The 17,452-nt window shown below is 66.8% G+C and carries 15 protein-coding genes; 9 read left to right on the top strand and 6 right to left on the bottom strand.

Going from position 1 to position 17,452, the window contains the following annotated elements:
* Window positions 1–15: 15 nt before the first annotated feature.
* Window positions 16–2,148: a TonB-dependent receptor domain-containing protein gene (locus AC1DXX_RS26250; protein ID WP_478137148.1), complete on the top strand. Its 2,133-nt coding sequence runs from the start codon at window positions 16–18 to the stop codon at window positions 2,146–2,148.
* Window positions 2,149–2,169: 21 nt separating this feature from the next.
* Here AC1DXX_RS26250 and metK read toward each other — a convergent pair whose 3' ends face one another.
* The gene (gene metK, locus AC1DXX_RS26245) at window positions 2,170–3,354 is read right to left on the bottom strand and encodes a methionine adenosyltransferase (protein ID WP_478137147.1); all 1,185 of its coding nucleotides are present in this window, start codon (window positions 3,352–3,354) and stop codon (window positions 2,170–2,172) included.
* A gap of 215 nt (window positions 3,355–3,569) precedes the next feature.
* On the opposite strand from metK, the gene AC1DXX_RS26240 reads away from it, so the two are divergent.
* Entirely contained in the window at window positions 3,570–4,466 is an 897-nt protein-coding gene (locus AC1DXX_RS26240) for a lysophospholipid acyltransferase family protein (protein WP_478137146.1), read from the top strand.
* Window positions 4,463–5,347, top strand: coding sequence for a lysophospholipid acyltransferase family protein (locus tag AC1DXX_RS26235; RefSeq protein ID WP_478137145.1), 885 nt, complete (start codon window positions 4,463–4,465; stop codon window positions 5,345–5,347). Before AC1DXX_RS26240 ends, AC1DXX_RS26235 begins: the two co-directional genes overlap by 4 nt.
* Here the strand turns inward: AC1DXX_RS26235 and AC1DXX_RS26230 are convergent, their stop codons facing one another.
* Entirely contained in the window at window positions 5,348–6,262 is a 915-nt protein-coding gene (locus AC1DXX_RS26230; RefSeq protein WP_478137144.1) for an alpha/beta fold hydrolase, read from the bottom strand.
* Window positions 6,263–6,347: 85 nt separating this feature from the next.
* Window positions 6,348–7,097, bottom strand: a complete 750-nt coding sequence (yihA, locus tag AC1DXX_RS26225) for a ribosome biogenesis GTP-binding protein YihA/YsxC (protein ID WP_478137143.1) — start codon at window positions 7,095–7,097, stop codon at window positions 6,348–6,350.
* Between the two features lie 70 nt (window positions 7,098–7,167).
* Here yihA and AC1DXX_RS26220 point away from each other — a divergent pair, with 70 nt between their 5' ends.
* The 5 genes from AC1DXX_RS26220 to AC1DXX_RS26200 all read left to right on the top strand — a co-directional run bounded on the left by AC1DXX_RS26220 (window position 7,168) and on the right by AC1DXX_RS26200 (window position 13,269).
* Complete coding sequence (locus AC1DXX_RS26220; RefSeq protein ID WP_478137142.1) at window positions 7,168–7,836, top strand: c-type cytochrome; 669 nt, start codon at window positions 7,168–7,170, stop codon at window positions 7,834–7,836.
* A gap of 117 nt (window positions 7,837–7,953) precedes the next feature.
* Complete coding sequence (locus AC1DXX_RS26215) at window positions 7,954–10,125, top strand: cytochrome c biogenesis protein ResB (protein ID WP_478137141.1); 2,172 nt, start codon at window positions 7,954–7,956, stop codon at window positions 10,123–10,125.
* Window positions 10,122–11,438: a c-type cytochrome biogenesis protein CcsB gene (ccsB, locus tag AC1DXX_RS26210; protein WP_478137140.1), complete on the top strand. Its 1,317-nt coding sequence runs from the start codon at window positions 10,122–10,124 to the stop codon at window positions 11,436–11,438. Before AC1DXX_RS26215 ends, ccsB begins: the two co-directional genes overlap by 4 nt.
* Window positions 11,439–11,568: 130 nt before the next feature.
* The gene (gene msrP, locus AC1DXX_RS26205; RefSeq protein WP_478137139.1) at window positions 11,569–12,582 is read left to right on the top strand and encodes a protein-methionine-sulfoxide reductase catalytic subunit MsrP; all 1,014 of its coding nucleotides are present in this window, start codon (window positions 11,569–11,571) and stop codon (window positions 12,580–12,582) included.
* A 27-nt stretch (window positions 12,583–12,609) separates the two neighbouring features.
* The gene (locus AC1DXX_RS26200) at window positions 12,610–13,269 is read left to right on the top strand and encodes a protein-methionine-sulfoxide reductase heme-binding subunit MsrQ (protein ID WP_478137138.1); all 660 of its coding nucleotides are present in this window, start codon (window positions 12,610–12,612) and stop codon (window positions 13,267–13,269) included.
* A gap of 6 nt (window positions 13,270–13,275) precedes the next feature.
* On the opposite strand, the gene lysA is transcribed toward AC1DXX_RS26200, so the two are convergent.
* Entirely contained in the window at window positions 13,276–14,553 is a 1,278-nt protein-coding gene (gene lysA, locus AC1DXX_RS26195) for a diaminopimelate decarboxylase (RefSeq protein ID WP_478137137.1), read from the bottom strand.
* Window positions 14,550–14,816, bottom strand: a complete 267-nt coding sequence (gene lptM / locus AC1DXX_RS26190; protein ID WP_478137136.1) for an LPS translocon maturation chaperone LptM — start codon at window positions 14,814–14,816, stop codon at window positions 14,550–14,552. Before lptM ends, lysA begins: the two co-directional genes overlap by 4 nt.
* Window positions 14,817–14,828: 12 nt before the next feature.
* Between lptM and cyaY the strand changes: the two genes are divergently transcribed.
* Window positions 14,829–15,161: an iron donor protein CyaY gene (cyaY, locus tag AC1DXX_RS26185; protein ID WP_478137135.1), complete on the top strand. Its 333-nt coding sequence runs from the start codon at window positions 14,829–14,831 to the stop codon at window positions 15,159–15,161.
* 10 nt (window positions 15,162–15,171) lie between these two features.
* Here the strand turns inward: cyaY and AC1DXX_RS26180 are convergent.
* Window positions 15,172–17,452: penicillin-binding protein 1A (locus AC1DXX_RS26180; protein ID WP_478137134.1), on the bottom strand; the 2,281-nt coding region annotated here is incomplete at its 5' end.

Below are 17,452 nucleotides of genomic sequence, written 5' to 3'. Positions count from 1 at the left end.
AGCAGAATCGGTGCGATGAATGCTGCATTCGCCACCACTGTCCGCCTGTTGATGCTGGGTGTTCCATTCGCCGCACAGGCCCAGCAGGCCCAGCAGGCCGAGGCGGCTACGGGCCAGCTGGCGCCGATCACGGTTTCCATGCCGCGCGGCCAGGTCGCTCCCTTCCACGTGCCCGGCTCGGTCGACCGGGTCGACGGCGACGAGATGCGCGACAGCCGGCTGCAGGTGAACCTCTCCGAAAGCCTCGGCGCCGTGCCGGGCCTGCAGGTGCAGAACCGGTTGAACTACGCGCAGGATCTGCAGCTGTCGATCCGCGGTTTCGGAGCGCGCTCCACCTTCGGCGTGCGCGGGGTGCGGCTCTATGTCGACGGCATTCCGGCCACCTTGCCCGACGGCCAGGGCCAGACCTCGAACATCGACATCGGTTCGGTCGACCGGGTCGAAGTCCTGCGTGGACCGTTCTCGGCGCTCTACGGCAACTCCTCGGGCGGCGTGTTGCAGGCCTTCACCGCCTCGGGGGAGGGGGCGCCGCGGCTCTCCTATTCCGCGGCCGGCGGCAGCTTCGGCACCTGGCGACAGTCGTTGCAGGTCAGCGGATCGCAGGGTGCGGTCGACTACCTGCTGGGCGCGAGCCGCTTCCACACCGACGGCTGGCGCGAGCACAGCGCCGCGCGGCGCGACATCGCCAACGGCAAGCTCGGCATCGCGCTCGACAACGGCGACAAGCTGACGCTCGTGCTCAACAGCGTGCGCATCGATGCGCAGGACCCGCTGGGCCTGACCGCCGACCAGTACGCACTCGCGCCGCGCAACGCGCCGCTCGCGACGCAGTTCGACACGCGCAAGACGGTCGAACAGACGCAGGTCGGCCTGCTCTACGAGCGGCGCATCGGTGCTGCCCAGGGGGTGCGGCTCATGGTCTACGGCGGCGAGCGCAAGACCACGCAGTTCCAGTCGATCCCGCCCTCGGCCCAGCAGAACCCGCTGCATGCGGGCGGCGTGATCGATCTCTCGCGGCAGTACGGCGGCGTCGACCTGCGCTGGACCGCTGCGCTGCAGCTGGCGGACAGACCTCTCGATGTGGTGGCGGGCCTGGGCTACGACAGCCTGCGCGAGCGGCGCCAGGGCTACGAGAACTACCTCGGACGCGTCGCGGCCCCGGTGCTGGGCGTGCAGGGGCGCCTGCGCCGCAGCGAGCGCAACGAGGTCTGGAACCTCGACCCCTACGCGCAGGCCACATGGCGCCTCGCCGACCGCTGGACGCTCGAGGCCGGCGTGCGCCGCAGCAGCGTGCATTTCGATTCGCAGGACCGCTACGTCGTCGGCGCCAACCGCGACGACAGCGGCAATGCGCGCTACGGCAAGACCTTGCCCGTGGCCTCGCTGCGCTACCAGGCGACGCCGGACCTCGCGCTCTACGGCGCCATCGGACGGGGCTTCGAAACGCCGACGCTCAACGAGCTCTCGTACCGCGCGGGCGGAGCGAGCGGGCTCAACTTTGCACTGCGGCCGTCGGTCAACGACAGCATCGAGCTGGGCGCGAAGGCGCGGCTTGCCGGCGGGCTGCTGACGGCGGCCCTGTTCCAGACCCGCACGCGCGACGAGATCGTGACCGACACCAACATCGGCGGCCGCGCCACCTTCCAGAATGCGGGCCGCACGCGGCGCAACGGCTTCGAGCTGGGCTGGCAGCACGAGACGGCCAACCATTGGCGCACGCAGCTGGCCTATACGTGGCTGGATGCGACGTACCGCGACGCTTTCTGCTCGCCGTCGCCCTGCGCGGCAGCCAATACCGTGGCGGCGGGCAACCGCATTCCGGGCATTGCCCGGCAGTCGCTGTTCGCGTCGCTGGGATGGGTGCCGCCCGAGGGCTGGCGTGCGGGTGTCGAGGTGCGCGCGCTGGGCCGCATCCAGGCCAACGACGTCAACACGGCGAGTGCGCCGGGCTACGGCGTCGCGGCGCTGTACGCCGGCTATCTGAGGAAGTGGGAGCGTTGGGAGCTCAACGCTTTCGCGCGTGTCGACAACCTGTTCGACCGGCGCTACGTGGGCTCGGTCATTGTCAACGAAGGCAATGCGCGCTACTACGAACCCGCGGCGGGCCGCAGCTGGACGGTGGGCCTGGGCGGTGCGTACCGCTTCTGACGACCCACCGCCAACCTTCGATTACTTCAGGCCGGCTGCCGCGCGCAGTGCGGCCGCTTGCGTCGTCGCTTCCCAGGTGAACTCAGGCTCTTCGCGGCCGAAGTGGCCGTAGGCGGCGGTCTTCTGGTAGATCGGGCGCAGCAGGTCGAGCATCTGGATGATGCCCTTCGGGCGCAGGTCGAAGTGCTCGCGCACGAGTTCGGCGATCTTCTCGTCGGAGATCACGCCCGTGCCCTCGGTGTAGACCGTGATGTTCATCGGCTGGGCCACGCCGATCGCGTACGCGACCTGGATCTGGCACTGGCGCGCCAGGCCGGCGGCCACGATGTTCTTGGCCACGTAGCGTGCGGCGTAGGCGGCCGAGCGGTCGACCTTCGACGGGTCCTTGCCCGAGAACGCGCCGCCGCCGTGCGGGCAGGCGCCGCCGTAGGTGTCGACGATGATCTTGCGGCCGGTGAGGCCGCAGTCGCCCTGCGGGCCGCCGATGACGAAGCGGCCGGTCGGGTTGATCAGGTAGCGCGTGTTCTTCAGCCATTCCTTGGGCAGCACGGGCTTGATGATCTCCTCGATGATGGCTTCGTTGAACGAGGCCTTCATCTTGGTCGGGGTTTCGCTCTGGTCGGGGCTGTGCTGGGTCGAGAGCACCACGGTGTCGATGCTGTGGGGCTTGCCGTCCACGTAGCGCATCGTGACCTGGCTCTTGGCGTCGGGGCGCAGGAAGGGCAGGCGGCCGTCCTTGCGCAGCTGGGCCTGGCGCTCGACGAGGCGGTGTGCGTAGTAGATCGGCGCGGGCATCAGTTCGGGCGTTTCGTCGCAGGCGTAGCCGAACATCAGGCCCTGGTCTCCGGCGCCGGTGTTCAGGTGGTCGTCCGACGCATGGTCCACGCCCTGGGCGATGTCGTTGGACTGCTTGTCGTAGCAGACCATCACCGCGCAGCCCTTGTAGTCGATGCCGTACTCGGTGTTGTCGTAGCCGATGCGCTTGATGGTGTCGCGCGCGACCTGGATGTAGTCGACGTGCGCGTTGGTCGTGATTTCGCCGGCGAGCACCACGAGGCCGGTGTTGGTCAGCGTTTCGGCGGCCACGCGACTGCGCGGGTCCTGCTCGAAGATCGCGTCCAGGATGGCGTCCGAGATCTGGTCGGCAACCTTGTCGGGGTGGCCTTCGGAAACCGATTCGGAGGTGAAGAGGAAGTCGTTCGCCATTTGTTCAAAGCTCCTTGAAGTGGATTGGCGCGTTGCCAACTCTGCGGAGCCCTGGCGAACGCTTTAGCAGAGTGTCGATGAACCGACGGGGCACAATCGCTTTGCGCTTGTGTTTGTCGCCCTGCAAGTTGTTCCGTAACTCGGCGACAATTTGCATTCTATTCGAGCCGCGCAATACCATGCGCGCGCGTCCGTTTTTGACCCCCTTCCCGTTAATGATCACCCTGTTTCGCCTGCTCGCCCGCGTGCCGATGCCGTTGATGCATCGACTCGGCGCCATGCTGGGCTGGCTGGTCTGGCTGTGCGCACCGGACTACCGCCGCCGCTTCAAGGCCCATGCCGAAAGCGCGGGTTTCGCACCCGGGCAATACCGTCCCGCCATCGCCGCTGCCGGCCAGATGGCGTCCGAACTGCCCTGGCTGTGGCTGCGCCCGCAGGGCGAAAGCGTGCTGTCGCGGGTGGTGCGGTGGGAAGGCGTCGAGGCCTTCGAAGCTGCCATGCAGGCGAAGAAGGGCGTGATCCTGGTGGCGCCGCACCTCGGCAGCTGGGAGATGTGCGGCCAGGCCATCGGCGAACGCTTCTTCGAAGCCTTCGGGCCGATCACGGCGCTGTTCCGCCCGGCGCGCAAGAAATGGATGGCCGACCTGATCGCCGCAGGCTCGCGCGACCGGCCCGGCCTGCAGACGCTGCCGACCAACAACACCGGCGTGCGCGGGCTGATCCGCACGCTGCGCAACGGCGGCTACACCGGCATCCTGCCCGACCAGGTGCCGCCGTTGGGGCAGGGCGTCTGGGTGCCGTTCCTGGGGCGGCCGGCCTACACCATGACCCTGCTGCCGCGCCTCGCGCAGCAGACCGGCGCGGCCTGTTTCCTCAGCGTGTGCGAGCGCCTGCCGCGCGGCGCGGGCTACGTGATCCGCTTCGAGCCCATCGTGGGCACGGCGCTGACCGACCCGAAGGCTTCCGTCGAGGACGCGGCCGCAGCGATGAACGACGGCATCGGCCGCCTGATCCACAGCCTGCCCGGCCAGTACGTGTGGGACTACGCGCGCTACAAGGCGCCGCGCGGCGAACCGGCTGTCGTGGCCGCGACCGGGGAGCCGACGCCATGAGCCTCAGTTCCCGACTCGGCATCGGCTTCATGCGGGTGCTGGCGCCGCTGCCCCTGCCGCTGGTGCGCGGTTTCAGCGCGCTGCTCGGCCGCGTGCTGCACACCGTCGCCGTGCCGCGGCGGCGTGTGGTCGACAGAAACCTGGCCATCTGCTTCCCGCAGAAATCGGAGGCCGAGCGCCGCGCTATTGCGCGCGAGACCTTCGTCTTCGTCGCCCAGTCCTGGCTGGACCGCAGCTGGCTCTGGCATGCGCCGGAGAGCGTGGTGGCCAGCCGGCTCAAGATCGTGGGCTCGGCAGCGGAGATCCGCGAGATCGCCGACGGCGACGCGCCGATGATCCTGTTCGCGCCGCACTTCTATGGCCTCGACGCTGCGGCCACGGCATTGACCATGCACACGGCCCGGCCTTCGGCCACGATCTACACGACCCAGCGCGATCCGATGGTCGACGCCTGGATCCGCGAAGGCCGCACGCGCTTCGGCGACGTGGCGGCGCTCAACCGGGTGGACGGCATCAAGCCGGTGCTCTCGGGGCTTCGCAAGGGCGGTTTGCTGTACCTGCTGCCCGACATGGATTTCGGCCGCGACCAGACGATCTTCGTGCCGTTCTACGGCGTGCAGGCGGCGACCGTGCCCTCGCTCTCGCGCTTTGCGCGCCTGGGCAAGGCCAAGGTGGTGCCGGTGGTGGCGAAGCTCACGCCCGGCGGCTACGAGATCGAGGTGAAGCCGGCGTGGCAGAACTTCCCGACCGACGATGTCGAGGCCGACACCACGCTCATGAACGAGCGGCTGCAGGGCTACATCGACACGATGCCGTCCCAGTACTACTGGGTGCATCGCCGGTTCAAAACCCGCCCCGAGGGCGAGCCGAAGATCTACTGATTACGGGTTGCGCTGCAGGAAGGCCTCGATCTCGCGTGCGACCAGTTGCGGCTGCTCGTGCACGATCCAGTGGGTGGCGTTCGGCACCTTCTTGACTTCGAGCTTCGGCACGTACGCTTCCAGCCCTTCGAGCAGGCCCGGCAGCAGCGCGGCGTCGTCGAGGGCCCAGAACACGAAGGTCGGCACGTTCACCGTGAGCCGTTCGCGCGGCAGCACCGGGATGCCGTCGATGGTCTGGCCCGGCAGCGGCGGCTTCATCGGCGTCACGCGGTAGAGGTTGCAGGCGCCCGTGAGGCCTGCGCCCCAGACCTCGCGGTACTGCTGCTTCACTTCGTCCGTGAGCCAGCCGAAACCGTCGGGGCCGGCCTTCATCAGCGTGAAGAAGGGCCACATGCGCTTGAAGTCGTCCGCCGCGAGCAGGGCCTCGGCATCGGGGCGCGCGAGGAAGTTCATGTAGGCACTGGCCTGCTGCTGCGCCGGGCTGCTGCGCAGCTCGCGCGTGAAGGTGCCGGGGTGCGGCGAATTGATGATGACCAGCTTGCCGACCTGCTGCGGGAACGCATTGGCGTAACCCCAGGCGAAGGCGCCACCCCAGTCGTGGGCGACCAGCGCGGCCATGGCGCCGTCGGCGCTTTCGGTGGCGGCGAGCTGCTGGATGTCCTGGATCAGCAGGTGGGCCTTGTAGTCGGCCACTTCGGTGGGGGCGCTGGATTTCTCGAAGCCGCGCAGGTTGGGCGCGACGCAGCGGTAGCCGCCGTGTGCCGGCTCCGCGAAGTACTCGAGCAGTTCGTCCCAGATGAACGCGGCTTCGGGAAAACCGTGCAGGAACACCATCAGCGGCTGGCCCGGCTTGCCGGTCGCCCGGCAGCTCAGGGTGGTGCCGTTGGGCAGGCTGCGTTGGAAGGTCTCGATCATGCTTCTTGTCTCCTTGGGTTGACTGTCGCTATTGTTTTGATAGTGAACTGGGCAGATGGGACGGTCGGTGCAGCCTGTTTTTATCTCAGGCGTCTTCCGGTGGCGGCGGTGGTGCCGGCTCGGCCGTTGCCACTGCTGCGCCGTCCGGGTGCACCCAGCGCCACAGCAGCTCGGCCGCTTCGCCGACGCCCTGCTTCTTCAGCGCCGAGAACAGTTTGACCTCGCCGCCGCCGGCGTTCAGTCGCGTAATCGACAGCACCTTCGCGCCTTCGCTGCGGGTGAGCTTGTCGGACTTGGTCAGCAGCACGAGGAACTTGAGGCCTTGCTCCACGCGCGGGCGGATCACGTCGAGCAGGATCTCGTCGAGCTCTGTCAGGCCTTGGCGCGGGTCGCACATCAACACCACGCCGCGCAGGCTTTCGCGTGTCATCAGGTAATTGCCCATCACGCGCTGCCAGCGCAGCTTGGCTTCCTTGGGCACGGCCGCGTAGCCATAGCCGGGCAGGTCGGCCAGCACCGCATCGTCGACCTTCTGCTTGCCGATGCCGAACAGGTTGATGTGCTGCGTGCGGCCCGGTGTCTTCGAGGCGAAGGCCAGGCGCGTCTGCTGCGTGAGGGTGTTGATGGCGGTCGATTTGCCCGCGTTCGAGCGGCCGACGAAGGCGATCTCGGGCAGGTCGACAGGGGGCAAGTGCTCCAGCTGAGGGGCGCTGGTGAGGAAGTGGGCGGTGTGCAGCCAGCCCAGAGCCACGCGCTCGCGTTCGGCGACCTGCGGGTCCGCGGCAGGGGCCGCGCGGGGAGGATAAGCGGCGGACTTGGCGCGCGGGGAGGTCATCAATGGGCTTTCGGAACGGGGCGCCATTGTAGAATCGCGGGGTTTTGCGCCATAAATCTAAGCCCCCGATATGAAGTTGTTTGCCAATATTCTGCTTGCAGCCCTCATGGGCGTCGCAGCCAGCGCGAGTTTTGCAGCCGATGAACATGCAGCGGCCCCTGCCGCGGCCGCCAAGCCGGCCAAGCCCGACCCCGCCAAGGGCGACACGGTGTTCAACGCAACGCCGGCCAACAGCCAGAGCTGCGCTTCGTGCCACAACGCCGACGGCAATTCGGCCATTGCGGCCAATCCGAAGCTGGCGCAACAACATCCCGAATACATCCTCAAGCAGCTGCAGGACTTCAAGTCCGGCGCCCGCAAGAGCGCGATCATGAAGCCGCTGGCTTCGGCGCTGTCGGACGAAGACATGCGCAATATCGCCTGGTTCGTGGGCTCGAAGAAGGTCAAGCCGGGCTTCTCGAAGGACAAGGACACGATCGCCCTCGGCGAAAAGATCTACCGCGGCGGCATCGGTGACCGCCAGATCCCGGCGTGCGCCGGCTGCCACAGCCCCAACGGCGCCGGCATTCCCGCCCAGTACCCGCGCCTGGGTGGCCAGAACGCCGACTACGTCGTGACCCAGCTGACGGCCTTCCGCGACAACGTGCGCCTGAACAGCATTCCCATGACCGGTGTTGCCGCCAAGCTCAACGACCGCGAAATCAAGGCCGTGGCCGACTACATCGCCGGACTGCGCTGACTATCGCGCCTTCCAGCGTGAACTAACCGCCGATAACAACCCCAAACAAAGGGCGGGCCGATCCAGGAGGATGGCCCGCCCTTTTGCTTTTTTTCTCCTTTCCTCTTTCCCCATCCGATGTCCGTCTCCACCCATGGCCTTCGCGTTCATCGCGGCCCGCAAGTGCTTCGCGCTGCGGTGGAGCTGTTCTCGTCGATGCGGTTCGCGATCGCGCTGCTCACCGTCATCTGCATCGCCTCGATCATCGGCACGGTGATCAAGCAGCACGAGCCGATCAACAACTACATCAACCAGTTCGGTCCCTTCTGGGCCGAATTTTTCCGGGCGGCGCGCCTCGACTCCATCTACAGCGCCTGGTGGTTCATGCTGATCCTGCTGTTCCTGGTGATCAGCACCACGCTGTGCATCGCACGCAACACGCCGCGCATCCTGGTCGACCTCAAGACCTTCAAGGAAGGCATCCGCGCGCAGAGCCTCAAGGCCTTCGGCCAGCGCGCCGAGAACCGGCTCGACGAGACGCCGGACATGGCGGCCAACCGCATCGGGCAATTGCTGGTGAGCGGCGGCTGGAAGGTCAAGCTGCAGCAGCGCGAATCGGCGGGCGACGGCAAGGCGGAAGCCGGCTGGATGGTTGCCGCGCGCGCCGGCGGCGCCCACAAGCTGGGCTACATCGCCGCTCACAGCGCCATCGTGCTGGTGTGCATCGGCGGCCTGCTCGACGGCGACCTCGTGGTGCGCGCGCAGACCTGGTTCAACGGCAAGAGCGTGTTCACCGGCGGCGGCATGATCGCCGACGTGCCGCCGCAGCATCGGTTGTCCGCCAACAACCCGACCTTCCGCGGCAACATCCTCGTGCCAGAGGGCGGGCAGGGCAGCGTGGCCATCCTGAACCAGGCCGATGGCGTGCTGCTGCAGGAGCTGCCGTTCTCCATCGAGCTCAAGAAATTCATCGTCGACTACTACTCGACCGGCATGCCCAAGCTCTTCGCGAGCGAGGTGGTGCTGCACGACCGCGAAACCGGCGCGCAGGTGCCGGCGCGCATCGAAGTGAATCACCCGGCGAGCTACAAGGGCGTGGAAATCTACCAGTCGAGCTTCGACGACGGCGGCTCCAGGGTGAAGCTCAAGGCGGTGCCGATGGCGGCTGCGGCCAAGCCCTTCGAGGTCGAGGGCATCATCGGCGGCCCGAGCACAGAGATCACCAACGGCAAGGAAAAGCTCACGCTCGAATACGCCGCGCTGCGCGTGATCAACGTCGAGAACTTCGCCGACGGCGGTGCGATGGGCAGTGGCGCCGACGTGCGCAAGGTCGACCTGCGGCACGACCTCGAGTCGCGCCTGGGCGCGGCCAACAAGACCAACAAGCCGAAGGTGCTGCGCAACATCGGCCCGAGCATCGGCTACAAGCTGCGCGATGCGGCGGGCCAGGCGCGGGAGTACCAGAACTACATGGTGCCGGTCGACACCGGCGACGGCCAGCCGGTGTTCCTGCTCGGCATGCGCGAGAAGCCCGAAGAGCCGTTCCGCTACCTGCGCGTGCCGGCCGACGACCAGGGCTCCATGGACGGCTTCGTGCGCATGCGCACTGCACTCGGCGACGCCGACACCCGCGCGCGCGCCATCGAGCGCTACATCGCCAGGGCGACCGACCCCAAGCGGCCCGAAATGGCCGAGCAGTTGCGCGTTTCGGCCACCCGCGCCCTCGCGCTGTTCTCGGGCAGCGAGCGCGCCAGGCCCGATGCCACCACGGCGGGCGGCTGGCAGGCGATTGCCGAGTTCATGGAAGTCAACGTCCCCGAGGCCGAGCGGGAGCGCGCCGGCGCGGTGCTGGTGCGGATCCTCAACGATGTTCTGTTCGACGTGCTCAACCTGAGCCGCGAGGGTGCCGGCCTGGCCGCGCTGCCGAGCGACGGCAAATCGCAGGCCTACCTCACCCAGGCGGTGCTGGCCATCAGCGACGCGCACTTCTACCCGGCGCCCGTCGCGATGATGATGACCGACTTCACCCAGGTGCAGGCCAGCGTGTTCCAGGTGGCGCGCGCCCCTGGCAAGAACGTCGTCTATCTGGGCTGCCTGTTGCTGATCGTCGGGATTTTTGCCATGCTGTACGTGCGCGAGCGCCGACTGTGGGTGTGGCTGACACCCGATGGCGCCGCTCCCGGGGGCAACGCCACGGCCGCCACGATGGCCTTCTCGGTCAACCGCAAGACGATCGACAGCGACCGTGAATTCGAGCATCTCAAGCACAAGCTGCTCGCGCTGAACAAAGCAGAACCAGAGACACCATGAACACCACGACCCTCACGCTCCACGAAAGCTGGCTCTCGCGCCGCAACCTGTTCGACTGGGTGTTCGCGGCGCTGGTGCTGGCGGGCGGCCTGTTCGCCTTCGCGCGCCATGCGGGGTCGATGGATTACTACGAGAAGCCGATTCTGGCCGCCGCGGTGATCGCGATGATCTCCATCGGCTGGTTCTGGCGTCCGCTGCGGGTGCTGGCCATCGTGGTGGCCGCGGCTTCGCTCCTGGCCATCAGCTCCTACCAGGGCGACCTGGCGCGCGCCGACACGGTGTTCTGGCTCAAGTACTTCCTGTCGAGCCAGTCGGCCATCCTCTGGATGAGCGTGCTGTTCTTCATGAGCACGCTGTTCTACTGGCTCGGTTTCTTCGGCGGCAAGCAGGGCGATGCGCTCGACATGATCGGCTCCCGCCTGGCATGGGCCGCCATCACGATGGCGCTGATCGGCACCATGGTGCGCTGGTACGAAAGCCACCAGCTCGGCCCGGACATCGGCCATATCCCCGTTAGCAACCTGTACGAAGTGTTCGTGCTGTTCTGCTGGCTGACGGCGGCTTTCTATCTCTACTTCGAATCGCGCTATGGCACGCGTGCGCTCGGCGCCTTCGTGATGCTGGTCGTCAGCGCTGCGGTCGGCTTTCTGCTCTGGTACACGATCGTGCGCAATGCGCACGAGATCCAGCCGCTGGTGCCTGCGCTGCAGAGCTGGTGGATGAAGCTGCATGTGCCCGCCAACTTCATCGGCTACGGCACCTTCTCGCTCGCGGCGATGGTGGCCTTCGCCTACCTCATCAAGGAGCAGGCCGACGAGAAGCGCTGGTACAAGCTCACGCCGATCTGGCTGCTGGGCGTGGCGCTGTGCTTCGTGCCGGTGGCGTTCCGCCAGCGCGTGCAGGAAGCCGGTGGCAGCTACTGGGTGATCTATGCGGGCATCTCGGCGCTGATCGCCGCGGGCATCCTGCTCGGGCGCAAGCGCATCGCGGCCCGCCTGCCGGCCAACGAGGTGCTCGACGATGTCATGTACAAGTCGATCACCGTCGGCTTCGCCTTCTTCACCATCGCCACCGTGCTCGGCGCCCTGTGGGCTGCGGACGCCTGGGGCGGCTACTGGAGCTGGGACCCGAAGGAAACCTGGGCGCTGATCGTCTGGCTCAACTACGCGGCCTGGCTGCACATGCGGCTCGTGAAGGGCCTGCGCGGCACGGTGGCGGCCTGGTGGGCGCTGGGCGGGCTGGCGGTCACGACCTTTGCCTTCCTCGGCGTCAACATGTTCCTGAGCGGACTGCACAGCTACGGCACCCTGTAGGCGCGGGCCCCTTCCCGGTCTTTTCCGGCCCTTTGCGAAGAATTGAAACCATGCGCCTCGATGGCGCGTAACCAAACCAGGGCATGTCACGAACTACCCTGAGCACACCGATTCACGCGAAAGGCCTGTCATGTCGTTCCATTCCCGTCCGCACCGTCGCGACACCAGCGGTTTCGTCCATCCGCTCTCGAGCGAAATCACGCCGCGCGCTGCCTACGAAGGCCGGCGCGACCTGCTGAAGCTGATGGCCGGCGGCGCGGCGGGCGCGGCATTGGCCAGTTTTGCCGGGCGCGAGGCCTTCGCCCAGGCGACAGGCCCGCACAAGCTGGCACTGCTGCCGGGCGCCAAGTCCGCGGTGCCGGGTGCGCAGACCATGGAAAAGCTCACCGACTACAAGGACGCGACGAGCTACAACAACTTCTACGAGTTCGGCACCGACAAGGGCGATCCGGTCAAGAACGCCGGCACGCTGAAGACCCGCCCGTGGACCGTGGAGGTCGAAGGCCTGGTCAAGAAGCCGGGCAAGTACGGCATCGAGGACCTGCTCAAGCTCAGCGCGCAGGAAGAGCGCGTCTACCGCCTGCGCTGCGTCGAGGGCTGGTCGATGGTCATCCCGTGGGTCGGCTATTCGCTGGCCGAACTGATCAAGAAGGTCGAGCCGCAGGGCAATGCCAAGTTCGTCGAATTCGTGACGCTGGCCGATCCCAAGACCATGCCCTTCGTGGGCTCGCGCGTGCTCGACTGGCCGTACACCGAAGGCCTGCGGATGGACGAGGCGATGCATCCGCTCACGCTGCTGGCCTTCGGCATGTATGGCGAGGTGCTGCCGAACCAGAACGGCGCGCCGGTGCGTCTCGTGGTGCCATGGAAATACGGATTCAAGTCGGCCAAATCGATCGTCAAGATCCGCTTCGTCGAGAAGGAGCCGAGCACGGCGTGGAACAAGGCGGCGGCGCAGGAATACGGCTTCTATTCGAACGTCAACCCGAACGTCGACCATCCGCGCTGGAGCCAGGCGACCGAACGCCGCATCGGCGACGGTGGTGGCCTGTTCGCCAAGCGGAACAAGACGCTGCTGTTCAACGGCTATGAAGCCCAGGTCGGCCAGCTTTATGCGGGCATGGACCTAAAGAAGAACTACTGAGCCCGCTGCTCATCCGGCCTTCGCCCCATGAACAAGCTGCTCATGCATCCGGCGACCAAGCCGGTCATCTTTCTGCTCTGCCTGCTGCCGTTCGCACGGCTGGCCTATGGCGCGTTCACCGACGGGCTGGGCGCGAACCCGGCCGAGTTCCTGATTCGCGCCACGGGCGACTGGACCTTGCGCTTCATCTGCATCGTGCTGGCGGTGACGCCGCTGCGCGTGATCACCAAGGCCAATGCGCTGGCGCGCGTTCGCCGCATGCTGGGCCTGTTCGCGTATTTCTACGTGGTGCTGCACCTGCTGTGCTACAGCTGGTTCGACATGGGCTTCGAGTGGGGCGACATCGCCAAGGACATCGCCAAGCGGCCGTTCATCCTGGTGGGGTTCTCGGCCTTCGTGCTGCTGACGCCGCTGGCCGCCACGTCGTTCAATCGCGCGATCAAGGCGATGGGGGCGAGGCGCTGGCAGATGCTGCACAAGCTGGTCTATCTGATTGCCGGGCTCGGCCTGCTGCACTTCTTCTGGATGCGCGCGGGCAAGAACAACTTTGCCGAGGTGTTCATCTACGCCGCGATCATCGCGGTGCTGCTCGGGTGGCGTGTGTGGAACTACGCGAGCAAGCGAAAGCCGAAGCAGCCCGCCGGTGCGCGCGGCAGCGAAAAGCCGCTGCGCAGCGCCACCGGCTGACGCGGGTCAGCCTTCGATCTGCTCGCTGCGCAGCTGGTCTTCCATCGTCTCGCGGCGACGGATCAGCGTGGCGCTCTGGCCGCTCACCAGCACTTCGGCGGCGCGGCCGCGCGTGTTGTAGTTGCTGGCCATGCTCATGCAGTACGCACCCGCCGACAGCACCGCCAGCAGGTCGCCGGCCACCACGTTGAGTGCGCGGTCGCGGCCGATCCAGTCGCCGCTTTCGCAGACCGGGCCGACCACGTCGTAGGTCGGCGCGTCGCCGGCGCGGATGCGCAGCGGCACGATCTTCTGGAAGGCCTGGTACATCGCGGGCCGCGGCAGGTCGTTCATCGCCGCATCGACGATGCAGAAATTCTTGTCCTCGCCGGGCTTGGTGTAGAGCACCTCGGTCACGCACACGCCTGCGTTGCCGACCAGCGAACGGCCGGGTTCGATGACGAGCTTGCGCTGTCCGAAGCCGCGGGCGTCGAGCCGCGCGAGCAACTGCTGCCAGAGCGCATCGGCCTTGGGCGGCACTTCGCCGTTGTAGTCGATGCCCAGGCCGCCGCCGAAGTCCAGGTGATGGATCGGCACGCCGGCCGCTTCGATGGCCTCGACCAGGTCGAGCACGCGGTCGCAGGCGTCCAGGTACGGCGAGGCTTCGGTGATCTGCGAGCCGATGTGGCAGTCGATGCCGACCACCTCGAGCCCCGGCAGCTTCGCGGCGTGGCGATAGGCCTCGACCGCGCGGTCGTGGGCAATGCCGAACTTGTTGCCCTTGAGGCCGGTGGAGATGTAGGGGTGCGTTTTCGGATCGACGTTCGGATTGATGCGGATGCTGATCGGCGCGCAGCGGCCTTCGGCCAGCGCCACTTCGTTGAGCACATCGAGCTCGGCTTCGCTCTCGACGTTGAAGCAGGCGATGCCGGCCGCCAGGGCCTGGCGCATTTCCGCACGCGTCTTGCCGACGCCCGAGAAGATGATCTTTGCCGGATCGGCACCCACGGCCAGTACACGCGCCAGCTCGCCGCCCGACACGATGTCGAAGCCGCAACCCGCCTCGGCGAACACGCGCAGCACGCCGAGCGCAGAGTTGGCCTTCATCGCGTAGCAGATCAGGGCATCGCGGCCCTCGAAGCCGCGCTGGTAGGCGGCCAGTGCATCCAGCATCCATTGCTTCGAATAGACGAACAGCGGCGTGCCGTGCTCGCGGACGAGTGCATCGAGAGCCAATCCCTCGACATGAAGCGCGTCGTCGCGGTGCGCAATATGGGGGTGGCCGGGGAGGGCGGTGTTCGTCACTTTTGAGCTCCGCTGCCCGTGGTGGCTGCCGCCGGTGCGCTGCTGGCCGCAGCAGGCTTCGGCGCAGCCTCGTCGGATGCGGCCCGATCGCCGGGCGTGAGCAGCTGCGGCAGGGTGGCCCGCTGGGCGGCTGCCGGATCGGTCGGCAGGTACAGCGCTCCGCGCTGGCCGCAGGCGGCGAGGCCGGCTGCCGCAGCGGCGATGCAGACCATGAGCGCAGTGCGGCCGCGGGCGGTCACTAGAATTTGGCGAACATTCAACATAACGAAATTGTAATGACCGACACCGAGTACATGGACCGCGCCGAAGCCGCGCTCGCCGCGATCGAGCAGGGCTGCGATCGCATCAACGACGCGACCGACGCCGACATCGACAACCAGCGGGTGGGCGGGATGATCACGATTTCATTCCAGAACGGGAGCCAGTTGATCGTGAATCTGCAGAAGCCCCTGCAGGAAATCTGGTTGGCCGCGCGCTCCGGCGGCTACCACTATCGGCACGACGGAAAAGCCTGGGTCGACACCAAGACGGGCGAGGAGTTCTTCGGCAACCTGTCGCGCGAAGCCACCAGGCAGGCAGGGCAGCCGCTGGAATTCGCGGCCGCCTGATCCGTCATCCTCAGTTCCGGAAGAGGTCGAGGATGCGGTTGCGCTCTTCCGGCGGCGCTGGCGGGCTCACCGGCACGCCGGTCAACGATTCTGCCGGTGCCACAGGCGTCGCCGCTTCCACGCCCAGGCTCGCCACGCCGCGGCCCGGCGCGTAGTCGTCGTAGTACCACTCGCCGCCGACGCTCACGATGCCTGCGGGCGGCGTGGTCGACAGGTCGGTCACGGGCACGCCCTTGATGGCGGTCTCCATGTAGTTGATCCAGATCGGCAGGCTCAGGCCGCCACCGGTTTCACGGTCACCCAGGTTGCGCGGCGTGTCGTAGCCGATCCACGAGATGGCCGTCATCGTGGGCTGGAAGCCCGCGAACCACGCATCGAGCGAATCGTTGGTGGTGCCGGTCTTGCCGTAGAGGTCGACCCGCTTGAGCATGGCCTGAGCCTTCGCGGCCGTGCCGGCGCGGGCCACGGAATTGAGCAGCGTGTCCATGATGAAGGCGTTGCGCTGGGGAATGGCGCGGTTCGCCTCGTTGAGCAGCGAGGGCTGCTTGTCGACCAGCAGCTTGTCCTTGTGGTCGGTGATGCGGGTCACGAGATAGGGATTGACACGGTAGCCGCCGTTCGCGAACACCGAGTAGCCCACCGCCATCTGCATCGGCGTGACCGCGCCCGCGCCGAGCGCCATCGGGAGGTAGGCGGGGTGCTTGTCCTTGTCGAAGCCGAAATTGGTGATCCATTCCTGCGCGTAGCGAGTGCCGATGGATTGCAGGATGCGGATCGACACCAGGTTCTTCGACTTCATCAGCGCGGTGCGCATCGACATCGGGCCGTCGTAGCCGCCGCCGTAGTTCTTGGGCTCCCAGGGCTGGCCGCCGGTGGTGCCGGCGTCGAAGAAGAGCGGACCGTCGTTGATGACCGTGGCAGGGGTGAAGCCCTTTTCGAGCGCCGCCGAATAGATGAACGGCTTGAAGCTCGAACCCGGCTGGCGCCAGGCCTGGGTGACGTGGTTGAACTTGTTCTTGCCGAAGTCGAAGCCACCGACCAGCGCCTTGATGGCGCCGTCGCGCGGGTCCATGGCGATGAAGGCGCCTTCCACTTCGGGCAGCTGCGTGATTTCCCAGGTGTTCTTGGGTGTCTTCACCACGCGGATCACCGCGCCGCGGCGGATCTTGATGTTGGGCGGCGCCTTGTCGGAGAGGCCTGACTGCGCAGGCTTGAGGCCTTCGCCGGTGATCTGTACCGCATCGCCGTTGCCGCGCACCGCCGAGATTTCCTTGGCGTTGGCCTTGAGCACCACGGCCGCCATCACGTCGCCGTTGTCGGGGTGATCGGTCAGTGCGTCGTCGACCGCCTCATCGAGATCCTTCGGGTCGTTGGGCAGGTCGACGAACTTCTCGGGGCCGCGGTAGATCTGACGGCGCTCGTAATCCATGATGCCCTTGCGCAGGGCCTTGTAGGCAGCCGCCTGGTCGGCCGCGACCAGCGAGGTGTAGACCTTGAGGCCGCGCGTGTAGGTGCTGTCCCCGTACTGTGCATACATCAGCTGTCGCACTGTTTCGGCCACGTACTCGGCGTGCAGCCGGTTCGGGTCGGCGGCATCGCGCAGGTGCAGTTCTTCCTTCTTGGCTTCGGCGGCCTGTTCGGCGGTGATGAAGCCGGCTTCCTGCATGCGGTCGATCACGTAGAACTGGCGGCCGCGAGCGCGCTGCGGGTTGTTGACAGGATTGTTGGCGCCCGGCGCCTTCGGCAAGCCTGCCAGCATGGCGGCCTGCGCGATGGTGAGGTCTTGCAGCGGCTTGCCGAAGTACGCTTCCGAGGCGGCTGCGAAGCCATAGGCGCGGTTGCCGAGGTAGATCTGGTTCAGATAGATCTCGAAGATCTGGTCCTTGCTGAGCAGGTGCTCGAGCTTGAAGGTCAGCAGCACCTCGTAGACCTTGCGGGTCAGCGTCTTCTCGGAGCTCAGGTAGACGTTGCGCGCCACCTGCATCGTGATGGTCGAGGCGCCCTGGCTCTTCACGCGGTTCAAGTTGGCCAGACCCGCGCGCACCATGCCTTTGTAGTCGACGCCGCCGTGGTCGTAGAAGCGTGAGTCTTCGGCGGCGAGCACCGCGTCCTTCACGACCTTGGGAATGGCGGCAATCGGTGTGAGATTGCGGCGCTCCTCGCCGAATTCGCCAATCAGCGTGCCTTCGGCGGAGAAAACCCGCAGCGGCAGTTTGGGCCGGTAGTCGGAGAGTTCCGAGATGTCCGGCAGGTTCGGATAGGCGACCGCCAGGGCCACAGCGACCACGCAC

This window comes from Variovorax sp. P4_B10, from assembly GCF_056402375.1.
The sequence above is the reverse complement of the archived record's forward strand: the minus strand, read 5'-3'. Positions and strand labels throughout refer to the sequence as shown.